The 13,690-nt window shown below is 39.1% G+C and carries 1 protein-coding gene (only partly in view); it reads right to left on the reverse strand.

From position 1 onward, the window contains the following. On the reverse strand, positions 1-13,690 hold the 3' end of the coding sequence (locus B2727_RS05150) for a tandem-95 repeat protein (RefSeq protein WP_241345364.1). The gene runs 24,458 nt beyond the window's last position; the window shows 13,690 of its 38,148 coding nt (coding positions 24,459-38,148); its start codon lies beyond the right edge, outside the window; its stop codon occupies positions 1-3.

The following is a 13,690-nucleotide window of genomic DNA, read 5'->3' on the forward strand; positions in this document are numbered from 1 at the left end:
TTAAAACAATTGTTTCCAGTTCTGTTGTGCAGTTTGTTCCAAAGATTTCAACCATGCATCTGACTGTTCTTCTTGACGGAGTAGAATCAGATCCTCATCTTCGTCTTTTGGTAAGATGCTCAACTCTAACTGAGTTGAAAGCAATGGAATTGAACAAGCCCACTGTGCTTTCACCGTCAAAGGAATCGATGCGATATGGTTGACCCATGTCGATACAAAACCGTTGACCAATCGCCAAGGGTTGATACACGCTTGTCCATCCAACATTTTCACTGCAATCGTCTTGAGACTACTCGCACTATGCTGGTTGCTCTGCTCGATTGCCGTCGCTTTTACTTGAATCGCCATATCTTGATTACGGCTACTTGCAAAGCGTAACTGCGTCCAATCCCATGTACTAATATCAATCCACTGCTGAGTTGAGTTAATCGTGATGTAGTTTGTTCCATCCGTCACGACCGTACCTTGACTAAAACCTGTCAGTTCTAATTTCATTCGCTCAGAACCATCGAGATCATTACTACGTGCCGCAATAATTGGTAAATACGTAGTCTGGCCGACAACAGCATAGACTTGGTTTGCAGTTGAAGTATAGGTTTCAACTAAACGAATATCGTTGATAAAGGCACTACGACCACTCAGATTTCCTTCAAGCTGCAAACGGATAGTTCGGTCACACCCATTACCCGCAAAGCTAATTTGATACTCCTGCCAGTTCAATGCGGTTTGTCCACTCGCTGCGTCAAACACAGCGATCTGTTGTCCGTCGACATATACCCCGACACGCCCCATATTTGCAGTTTGGCTTAACAAGCCTGCCATATCAAAGCTTAAGGTATAAGTCGTCCCGTTGACCGTATTTACCTGACGTTCAATCGCAGTTTGCTGATACAGTGCATCCTTACCATCATTCAAACGAATCCAAGCATTTGAACCCACGCCTTGTAAGCTTATATTTTGATTCGCAGCATTCTTCATTTGATCGCCAGAGTGCCATACTTCAAAAGCATCGAGTTTAAGTAACTGATCTTTTTGAGTCATCCAACCATCTAAACTCCAGCCATACACCACTGACGGGTTTTTATTGAGAATGGCATTATAAACACCTCCCCATTCAGTATGGAAAATCTCACGGCTCGTTAAAGCATTTTGTGATTGATGAGTTTCTAAACTTGGCGCATCTGCAACAGCTTCGATATATACCGTTAACTCATGAATCGCTGACGCAAGACTTGCATTAGATTTTTCAATACTGCTTGCCACCACTTGTAACTTCAGTTCACCGCTAAAGTCTTTAGGTGGTGTGAACTGTAGTGTGTTGAGATTCCAAGTGCTGATGTCAGCAACCGTATGCTGATCGGTCACCACAAACTGGTGTGAACCATCAGTTAACTTACTACCTAATGGCATGCCTGCAAGCGCAAGTTTAAGCTGTTCTGAACCATCTTTGTCCTGCAACTGAGCTGAGATACTAGACAACTGCATTGCCAAGTCTTCTTTGCCTCGATTCAGTGGCTTATTGGTCGAAAGTACAATGTTATCAATCATCGCACCTCGCCCACTTAAATGTGTCAATGGCGCATCAATATGAATTTGGATATTTTGCAGTTTACCCGTACCCACAAAACTAAATTGGATATTTTGCCAATTCAGCTGATCATTCGGACTGGTATTGGCATAAGTCGCAATACGTTTACCATCAACATAAATACCAATTTGGGTAAAGCATTCGCTAAAGCCTAAACGCCCTGCATAATCGAAACTGAGATTATAGCTACGCCCGAATTCAGTTTGTACATTACGCGCAATCCCCAAGGTTTGAGCTTGGAACAAGCCTGCATCATTGAGCTCTAACCAGTTATTACCATTACCAGCTTTTGCTTGAACTGTTTTAAGCTGACCATAGGCATTCTCCATGCGGTCGCCATTGCCCCAGATTTCAAAACCATCTGTACCAAACAGGTTGCAATCCAATCCTTTAAGTAATGTCCAACCCTCAAACATATTCTGTTCGATCAAGGTTGAAGTCAGGTCTGGGTTTGCTGCAGTTTCCCAACTGGTCTGGAACAAAATTTCTTGATTAGTAGTCGAACCAATATTTAGAATCGGTTGATCTGCAACAGCCTCGATTTCAATATTCAACCAGGTCATTGCACTGTAAAGCTGCCCATCAAAAGCTTTATAACCAACTTGTGCATAAATTGCTTTTTGATTACCAATACCTGCAATTGCACGATCACTGGCCTCATTCAAACTTGGCACAAAACGAATATGCCCAGCATTAGAATCGGCTTGATTGAAACGTGTGCCTACACTCACTAACTCCCACTGGTCATGGATAAACTGTTGTAATAAACCAGTTTGAGGGAGAGCACTAATTTCTATGCTTAAGACATCGCCATCTGTATCGAGCACAGCAAAATCAGACCATTTTAAAATCAGGACTTGGTCTTCTAAACCTTGAACAGTTTGAGCGTTTGCAGTTGGGGCATCATTTACAGAGTTAACCGTAATAGCAACCACAACCGTCTGAGATTTAAGCTCACCATCCGTTACATAGTAACTAAAGCTGTCTGCACCAAAGTAGTTGGCATTCGGTACATATTGATATTGTCCATTTGCTAATGGTTTCAACTGACCATTGAGAGGTTGTGAAACTAGTACAGGCGTTAAGACATCATGCTCCACATCTTGAGCTGTTGAAAGAAGATCTATCGTTACCGCACTATCTTCATTCGTCACTATCTGTTGTGCAAACAATGTCGGTGCATCATTTACTGCATTTACAGTAATCGATACGGTTACAACCTGCGAGTTTAGTGCATGATCAGTCACATAATAGCTAAAGCTATCCGTACCGTAATAATTTGCATGTGGCACATATTGATAACGTCCATCCGTCAATCGTACCAGTTGTCCATGGACAGGTTCCGTCACAATTACGGCATTTAATACATCGCCTTCTATATCCTGTGCTGTCGCCAGTAAATCAATGAAGACCGCAGTATCTTCGTCTGTGATCAGCGTTTGTGCTTGTAGCATCGGAGCATCATTCACAGCTTTGATATGAATCGTCACGCTGACCACTTGTGAATCCAGTTTTCCATCTGTGACATAGTAGCTAAAGCTGTCTGTACCAAAGTAATTGGCATTTGGTACGTATTGATAACGCCCATCCGCCAATTGTTCTAAACGTCCATATAGCGGCTGTAGCGTTATATGCGCGCCAAGTACATCACCATCGGCATCATAAGCACTTGCCAATGGATCAAAGATCACCGCTTGATCTTCATCGATCTCTATATCTTGTGTATTTAATACGGGTGCCGTATTTGATGCCAAAACATGAATACTAAAGGTATAAGGTTGGGAAGAATCTATACCATCGCTGAGTATAACCGTAAATGTGTCATCACCCACAAAATCCTTATCAACCAAATAGACATAATGACCTGTCGCAGCATCATAACTAATTGTGCCGTATTGTGGCTGTTGGGTGATTTGTACTGTCACTAGATTGCTTTCGACATCTTTAACGTAGCTATCAAAATCTAAGACCAGTGGTTCACCCGCAATAATTTCCCAATTTGGTTGTTGGCTAAAAATCGGTGCATCATTTACTGGGTTGATATCAAATTGTACAGTCGCAACTTTAGACTGCTGCCCATCGAGGGTGACAAAGTAGTAGCTAAATTGATCCGCACCAAAATAGTTGGCATGCGGTACATAGCTAAATTCACCATTGGCAAGCAAGACCAGCTCACCATGTTGCGGTGCAGTCACGAGTACCACGTTTTCAATTGATTTACCAATCAGTAAATCATTATCCAACACATTGCCCGTGAGGGTTGTATCTTCATCAAACTGGTAGTGATCATTCATTGCCAATGCTTCAGCAACTAAACGGATATTGCTAAGCGTGACTGAACTATCTGCTGCCCCAAAGCCAAGTAAATCAAAAGATAATAGAACTTCTCTACCAGCTAAAGCTTGGTCTAGGTTGATAAAGAATGTTTGACTACCATCACTGTTAATAACTCGCTCAATTCCTTGTGCCAAATAGTTTTGACCATTGGCTTGCAGGTTAAAGAGTGCATCTGATTGACTCAGATCATTCACTTTAAATAGTGCTTCGCCTGTTTTTGCATCCAGCAGCGCAACCTCAAAGGCATCATCTGGACCATTGTTATAGTCTGTTAGATGCTGATCTTTTACCGTAAATGTAAGGACTCGATCTTGTGCCCCGAGTTTAAAGGCTTGGGATAGATTGGTATGAGTCTGCTCAATTTCAGTAAGGATAATATCTTCATTGCCTTGTATCTGCACCGCACCTAGATGCTTCCATCCGGTTAATGTAGAACTTACGTTGTTAAACATATCCTGAATATTCAGATGTTGCTCACCCCATTCTCTTGCATTTAAATTTGGTACAACTAAACGGCTAATTACAAATTCATGTCCAACTTTGAAATGATTATCTAACTCATGCATATGACTCAGATCATTTAAATTTGGTAATATCCGCACTCCTGGCTGAATCAGACCTGTCATAATGTTATTTTGACTATAATTATCCGCATAACCTATAACATGCCCCAACTCATGTATCAGTACAGTTAACAAATCAATTTGTTTTCCTAAATCTGCCCGATTTGCCACACTATAATAAGAGTTAATAAAATTAAATTCACTAGATTCACCTGGGGTCTGGTCAATAAACCATCCCCATCCCCCTGCATTCTGAGAAAGGTAAATCTCCTTATCTTTTGTTGTATAGGCAATAGTACTATCATTAAGACTCTGGTCTAATTGCAGTCGAATATTCTCCAATAACGATGCATCTATACCAATATCTACCCAATATTGTTTGGCTTGTTCAAATACAGCCTCAATCTCGGACCATTGCATAATATCCACAACGCCATTATTCAAGCTCAGCAATGACATTGCTTGCCCTGACTTTTTAGGTAGTTTGATTTTGCTGTAGTCATCTAAGAGATAGCTTTTATGCGGTGAATTTGCATTATTGACATAGATTTGAACAGCTGTTTCTGCTGCATCCGAACTAAATCCAGCTGCAATTGCAATTGAATCTGCCGCTGCTTTATTTAAATCATAAGCTCTGACTTCCAGTTTAATTTCTTTCCGACTTAGGTATTTCCCTATATTTAAATAAACTCCATCAATAAATAAATCTTGTAAAATTAATTGACGCTCAATATCACTCAAGCCACTATCACTTTTAATTAATCTTTCAATTAAATCAATTGAGTTAACATTTAGCTTTAGCTGTAAATTCCTACTGGAATCTAATAAAGCCCGATATAAATAACGTTGATTGTCTGTAAAAGCAACTGCATCATAAATATCCTTACCATCTTTCTTACCATCTATTATATTTTTCATACGATCATCACGAGTTGATTTCGCTTCGATAATGGTAAATTTTTTCTCAGTGCTATTCCATTCAAGGAAATCAAAAATCCCCGAAGATTCTTGTCCATTCTTCGTCTGATAAGGAATAACATTACTGCCATTCTCATATAAAGTATAACCAATCTGAGATAATATTTTACGACCACTCCCTTGATAAATACTCTCTAAGTCATTTTCAAATGCTTTACCTACAACTTGTGAAATTAATAAAGCTTTAGCTGTAAGTTTTTCATTTTCTCTACTGATTGAAGCTAGATCTGAGAACCATTGACCATTTATCTTTGAAACATCATCACCATTTATCTTCGCTTCAGCTTCAAGCTCAGCCCAATACGAGTCTGCATAAGCAGCCGCGTCACTATGGTTTTTATCATCTTCTTTTGCATTTAATCCTTTCACAATTGAAGAGTACTTAAAGGCCTTATCAACAACATAGCCCAAGTTATTTACGATCTCTTTAAATTCATGAGTTAAAATTGAATTAAATCGTTCTTGATTACTAAGAGCCACAGTACTAATACTAATCTTTAATGGTTGCAAGAAAAATTGTAAGGGGTTAATAAAATCGCCCCACTTCGTAAAACGTAAATAATGTCCTGCTAATAACGTCGCTTGACCACTCTTATATTTTGCAGTTATTTCATTTTTTCTCTTTTCATCTAAAAACTCATTGTTTGTAACATATTGGTTTAAAATAGCGTCAGAACGATCCTCTTCAAACACAACTTTTATTGTATAAGACAAAGCTTCTATCGCTACTTTATTCCCTTTAACATCATCTTTAAATAACTGATCTAATAACTGTTTTAGCTCATCAGGTAAATAGTCATTAAAATACTGTTTCAAGCTAATAAAAATACTAAATAAACTCTCAGCAGTTGTATTCATATGATCAGCAAGCTGTTTTAAGCTTATTGTTACATCATAACTAACCTCCTGAAAGGTCGCTGTTTTTTTAGAAGTACTTGGATTCGATATATTTTCTTTATCCGTCACCCCAATTGAGGCAAATCCAAAAAGCTCCTTTTTCGCACTTTCCAACATGGTTTCGAGAGTTTTCTTTTCCCCATTTTCCTTATAAATTGCCTGATATCCTTGTTCTTCAAGATAGAAAGTACCACCTATAGAAATAGTATTAGGTTCTTTCTTTTTCGCTTCTGGTTCCCCAGTCGTAACATCTGTAAGAACAGTTCCAACAGTTAATGCAAGTAATAAAATCTGTAGTGATTTAAGATCTTTATTATCTAAAATTGGACCACCAACAATGACACCTGTACCTGTTACAGCTCCAACGGTTAGGACCCGCTTATAATTTGCTTTGTTGATAATCTGGAGAGCAGCTTTATAATCCACAGCCTTTCCTGCTTTTACCAGCATTTCTCTTGCCAATTTTATTTGCTGTCCAGCCTTTTTCATAGCATCTTGGAGTTCTTTAGCTTTTAATACATTCTTCGCTTGGTTGATCAACATTTCTGTTGGTCTAAAAATGCCTAATGATGTTTTACCAGTTCCAGTAGAACCAACAATTTTTCCAGCAGGGAACCCAAGTGCGATTGAAGCCTTTTGAACATCAGAATCACTAGTCGATTTAAAATCTTCAATAACTTGCTCAAGTGAGATTTTAGAAAAATCTAGTGGATTCCCCGAATCATCTACAACTTTAAGCTTAGATTTAGGAATCTCAATATTAAATTTCTTAATGATATAAGCGAGTAATTCTTTTTCCTTTTGATGTAGGAACTCCATTAATATTGCAGCAGTGTGTAAATCATTAGTTAAAGTATTCTTTAACTGATTTAAAAACTCTCGAGTATGAGAAACAATTTCTTCAGTATTCTCTTGTAACTTATCAGCATCAACAGTAATTGTTTTTAGCAGCTTTAATGCTAAAACCATTCTTTCATCTTCAGCTGTATAGTCCGTATGAATTAGTTTCAGAATTTCTTTCTGAACAGCTGCGATGAAATACATTGTAGAAGCTTGATTTCGGATTAAATTAACCTCCTCTTCTTGAGTTAACTCAATATTATCATCCTCTTCATTCTGTTTATCGCCATCTTTATCTTCAAGATCATCTAAAGAGAAAATACCGATTTGATCATCATAGTAATTTTGATAGCTTCTGTGCCATTCAAAAACACTTTGCTGGTTTTCAGCTAAATCAAATTTTTTCGGCATAGCTTCTGGAATTTCTATATAACGTGTTTCGTAACGATTTAGTTCATTTAATACTCGTTTTTTTCCAGATCGATCAAGCGGAATGTCCATTCCTAAGCCTTTATCTCGATGGTTAATTGCTGCATCGAGAAGCCCCTTCAAATCCCATGAATATAGCGTTTTATAAGATCTCCAGACTTTTTCTTCTGGTACATATTCATCATATTGCCAAACAATACTTTGTAACAGACCTTGTGCAGTAACTGCTAATGTTTGTACAGCTCCACCAACAATTGGAGTTGTAGCACCTAAATATACAGGAACACCAAAAGGATCTTCGATAATTCCAAGCTTACCTCCTGATTGGACCGGTTTAGTTTGGTTTAACCAATCAAATTCATTAAAGTCAAAATTATAATCAGCTACAATGGCATATAATTTACCTTTGTATACAGTTAGCACCATATCTGTTGCTCGCTGTATATCTAACCTCATGAAATAATCTCTATAAGAATAGCTCGTTCCAGGTACTTCAGGTCGAAGCGAGTTCGGTGCTAGAGTTGTTGCATCTTTAATATCGCCAGTACGTACATCAAGATCTAGTTTTATTGCCATAAAACCTCGCCCATGATCATTCGTAGTTGATAATAGGAACTCCCCTGGTAATACTCCTGTAATTAACTTATCTGGACCTCTACCTTTATAAGATGGAAGTTTAGAACTATCAACAACAAATGGATCTTTAGATAGCCCTACTTCATCTACATAATTACCATCAACATCGATTCTATTTAGATCCAGAATATAAATATTGCCTTGGTCAAAATTTGTTTTAAAGCCTAGAGCCTCACGGATATTGGTTGCAGCTATAGCAAGATAGCGATCATAGCTTAAAGCCATATCAGACAATCCAAACTTAGATGGGAGTTTTACGTTAATTTTTTGCTCAGTATTTAAATAATCATCACCATACGTATCTATATTCACACGAACTAACGAATTACCATCATTTCCTTCCGCTATATATAACCAAGATTGGGTGGCAATAAGACTTCGAACACTACTGATATTCTTTAACTGAATGGTATATACAATATTATGAGAGTGCATATCCATTACATAGATTAACCCCTTAACACCTGCAATAAATGCAGTAGAACCATCAAGACTAAATGCTATTTGATCATCGTAATGACTGACAAAATTTAAAGGTTGACCCTTTTCATCTTCAGTAATTTTTCTAACCACCTCAAGCTCATCGACTTTATTAGTCTGTTTGACAATCTTTATAGAATCTCGCCCTGAAGTTAATACAGAGTAATTTTTTATATTTTCTTCACTGTAGTAGGATACAAGCTCACTATTAACGGGAACACTATATTGTTTTCTGACTCCATTCTCATCAACATAAATTGAGTATCTTTGTACTAAAATATAATGCTGAGATAAAGATATTTTCTTACTAACATCTAATTCTATTTCCGATTTAGACAAATTAATATTATTTCTACCAATATCATAGATGTGATTAATCAACCCTCTGTCTGGATTTTCTTCAGTTGAAATAACACCACTTTCACCTTTTGGAATAATCCAAACTTTGAAATTAAAATCATCAATTTTAGCACCCAATGGTATTAATTTATCCATTGAAAGTTTAATTGTATTTTTATCCTTATCCTCATTAATTTTATAAGTAATTTTATTTATTTCCGGAGTGTTTCTCTGAATATTACTTTTAGGAATTTCAACAGAAATTTCATTGTCTTTCATTTCTATAATTGGCTTGGAATGATAGCTTCCTTCTAGCGTATAATTTATAAAATTAAAATTAGTTGAATAATCCCACATAAATGCTCCCATGAGAGCTAAATACCCCCCACCAAAAGCGATATTCATGAGGTTATTAATGAATACTCCATAATCAAAAGAAGCACCTCTTACTTTCATTTCACCGTTCTGTTTATTTATAGATGAAACTGCTGTAGTAACAACTAATGTTCCACTAACTTGAACACCAGTATATGGCGGGCTGGCAGTTTTCGCTGTTCCATCTGCCATAATGTAGCCATTATCGACTAACCACCAAATCTCCTTTTCAATACCATTTTCATCAGTAATGACTCCTTTTCTCCAGAACTGTACCTCCATTCCTTCTTGTATAATTTCAGCCTTACCTGTCATAGGATTAATATATTCACTACCAACTTTTAGTGATAGCTGAATTGGTAAGTTGGCTTGGCTATCACCGACATTAATTTCAACTGCAGCTAACGCAGCTAAGTAATCCTTAGCTGGAGGAGTAATTCCCAACTCATCCAATGATCTAGCCTTGATCGAAACTTCAGTACCTTCTTTTACAGCACCTGGCGCAACCATTAAAATATTGCCTTGTTCATCCTGAACCACAGCACCTTTCTTGGCATCTACGACCGCAGAACCAATTTCAGGCTGTTGAATAATCAGGCTAAAGGTATATTGGTGGCCTTTATTGATCACTGTAACTTGTGCAATACCTGTTGCTTTTGCATGAATCAGACCATCAGCACTAATTTCTGCAATACTGCTGTCGCTGATATAGTATTTAGTACCAGCAGAAGCCGCAGAAACCTTATTCCCATCAACATCGGTCACTTTAAGTTGACGCTCACCATTGAGTGGTAAAGTCACTGCTTTTGGATAAACATCCACTTCAAAGCCATTGTCATCCAGCTCTGGTTCATCACCATATAAACTGACTGAAATTGCATTCACCCCTTCAATACCACGAGCAGATACATGAATTGTTGCGATACCAGCTTTTTTGGTCGTGATATTACCTTGCGCATCTACAGTGAGCACATTCGGGTTATCACTGACAAACTGCAAATAATCAGCCGTTAAGATAACGCCACTTTCATCTTCAAAGTCACCTTTGACTTGTAAGGTTGCTCCATTACCCAGCGCCAATGCCGCCAAACGTTCGACATGAATTAAAACTAACTTGGCATCACTCACATAGATTTTCAGTTCAATTGGCTGACCTTTGCTATAACCATCATCTGCTTGTAGTGTTACTGTCGCATAACCTGAGAAGCCTGCTTCTGGTTTAAAGCTAAGATTCTTACCATTTGGTGAAAGTTGAGCAATACCATGTGTATTACCTAGAATATTCCAGTAAACCGTATCACCCTCACGATCAACTGCAATCTGCTCCAATGCACCGCTCACCGATAAATCTGTATGCGTTTTTAAAGCTTGTTTGCCCTGTTCGACCACATTGACTGGGGCTTGGTTTGATTTCCAACCATAGTTGGCATAGAGAACTTGTAAATCGGTATTATTGACAACGCCATCACCATTTAAATCAAATTGCTGTTGTCCTGCTTGTGCTTGTTGCCACAACGCACTATCTAAGCCATCGACATAGCCATCACGATTTAAATCACCCACTATAGATAAACGAACCGCAACTGAACCTGTTCCTTTTACAGCCAACTGCTTAAAGCCTGCCGAAGTGATTCGAACCAAGGTAATGGTACGATCACCATGTCGCTGTTGCGACACAATGTTTGTATCTGCAACAACAATGTCTTGAACATTACCTTGTGTTTCTATTGCCACTAACACAGCACCAGTAGCACCCATTGCTTTAATGGTAGATGCCAATTCTGACTCACGAATCGCAAAGTCAAAATACTGTGTTTGACTGGTCAACTCACCCTGCCATTGCGGCAAAGATTGGTTTTGGTTGAGCCAATCTACACTTGCACCCAAATAAGCTGTGGTTTTTTCCAGACGGACTTCACCTGTAGATGAGTAACTATAGCGTTGAACCACTTCACCTGTAATCAGGTTACGCACCAATTCCAGCTGATTCGATTGATTGTATTTATAGACTAAGCTGATCGCCTTCGCTTGCGCATCTAGACCAATCACTTGGCTGACACGCCCTTGGCTGTCACGTTTAAACTCAATACTTTGTGAGCTTTGACCACCGACCAATACGATATTGTTTTGGCTCACCAACCATTGTTCACCATTGGTGAATGTGACAGACAATACTTTGCCAGTTTGATCTAGTACATAACGCGTACCATTTGGTGCAGTTAAGCTGAAATAGCTTGGTGCCCATGCGAGTCCTGTCGTTTCGTTATATAAGCTTTGCCCTTGTTGAACAAGCGTATCTGTATGTAAATCAAATGCTGTATGTGCGGTTAAACGCCAGCCTTGGTCATTACTAAATTGTGGAGTGAGTTGACGAATACCAGTACTTGCCCCATTTACATATTGGGTCTGTAAATTCAAGCTAAAGCTTAGATATTGCGTTTGTATTGCATGGGCACCTGTCATTGCCTGAGGAATTTGCAGCCAGACTTTTGCTCCAGTTTGCCATGCTGCAACGCCGCCCACACTATTGGTCAACCGTTGATTATGTGTCAACTGAGTATCAAATAATGCACTGCTCCAGTTAGAGAAATCGCCCTGTACACCTGCGGTAATTGAACGAACTAAATCAAGTGTTTGTGACCCAATCTGTAACGTTGCATCCACATGACTGGCTTGATTCAATTGTTTTGCACTGCTGCTAATTTCAATATTGGCATAAAGTTCTTCAACACGACCAACAAGGTCCCACGCTGTCAAACGTAACTGATAAACACCATTCGCAAGTAATGCTGGATTTAAAGCAAAAATATTGAGGTTTTGATTAGTTTGTACTGCTTTAAGTGCAATCTCTTGTAGGCTCTGCCATTGTAATGTCCCAGTGCTGTTACGCGCTATTTCTAGCTTATAGCCCATCAACTGCTGTTCTTTGATAAACGCCATCAGCTCAGTCGTGCTTTCAATCACAATCGGTGCTGTAGTGATTGCAGCACCACTCAGCTGGCCTTGCCATGTTAAAACAGGCGCGACGTTATCCGATGGATCTTTGACTCGGATTGTTTCAGTTCGTTGCTGACTAAATCCATCAATATCAATAGTTGTCGCCCGAATTTCAATCAATCCTGGTTGCTGTCCAGTCAGTTTAATACGACCGGTCGAATCTAAAGTGACTGCCTGCCATTGATCCGTACCTAATGCACTACCACGTACTTCAATCACAGTATTCGCAATGGCACTGAAGCTATCTGCTCGTACCGTTGCTGTCACAATTTGTCCTGCAACAACAGGAATAGCTGGGGTCGTCTCGATATGTAAGTCGGGTTGATATGCTTTCTGCTCTGCAACAACATTGAAGGTTATTGCTTGGCGGACCGTATCATAACCATCTGAAATACGTGCATAGAATACAAATTTTCCAACTTGACCCGCACTTGGTGTCCATGACAAACGCCCTGAAGTCGCATCGTAGTAAGCACCTTGCGGTAACTGTTCAAAACTGACCGTAAGCGCTTGGGTTTGTACTGTACCATCTACATCTGAAACATAGATATTACGTTTGTCGCTTAGGCTATTTTGAGCAGCTTTCAGCACATCTAATTGGAACGCTTGGCCGACCAATAGTGTTCGATTACTGCTCTGAATGGTAGGTGCTTTATTAATATCCAATACACGGACTTGAACCGTTTTAAGTACTGAAAGCTGACCATCGCTCACCATAAAAGTAAGATCAAACGCTTTCTGATCGCTTAAAGCATTATTTACCGTGTCTTGTGCAGGTGTCCATTCAACATAGCCTGTGGTTGCATCGACATAGATGCCCGCTGGTGTATTCGCATCATGTACTAACTGATAACGTAACGCATCATTATCGCCATCTTGGGCCAATAAATTAAATGAAAGGGTTTCACCTTCATATACCAGTTGTAATGGTACGCTGGTAAATACAGGCTGTTGATTCACATTGGCAACTTGGATTTGAATATTACGATTGAGCTGCGCACTCCCATCCGTCACGCGAACACTAAAGTTATATTGACCTAATTGCGTTGTCCCTAAACTGCTTTGTGCAGCAAACATGGATGGCAACCACTTAAATACAAGCTGGCTTTGACCATTCCCTAGTGCTTGCGTTGTAACATTGACCCCTCGAGGTAAGGCACTAAAGGACCAATACAATTGATCTAAGTCTGCATCCTTGACCGTCATCGTCCATGTCAACTGCTGACCTTCT

The organism is Acinetobacter sp. UBA991 (assembly GCF_002292065.1).
Classification (GTDB): Bacteria; Pseudomonadota; Gammaproteobacteria; order Pseudomonadales; family Moraxellaceae; genus Acinetobacter; species Acinetobacter higginsii.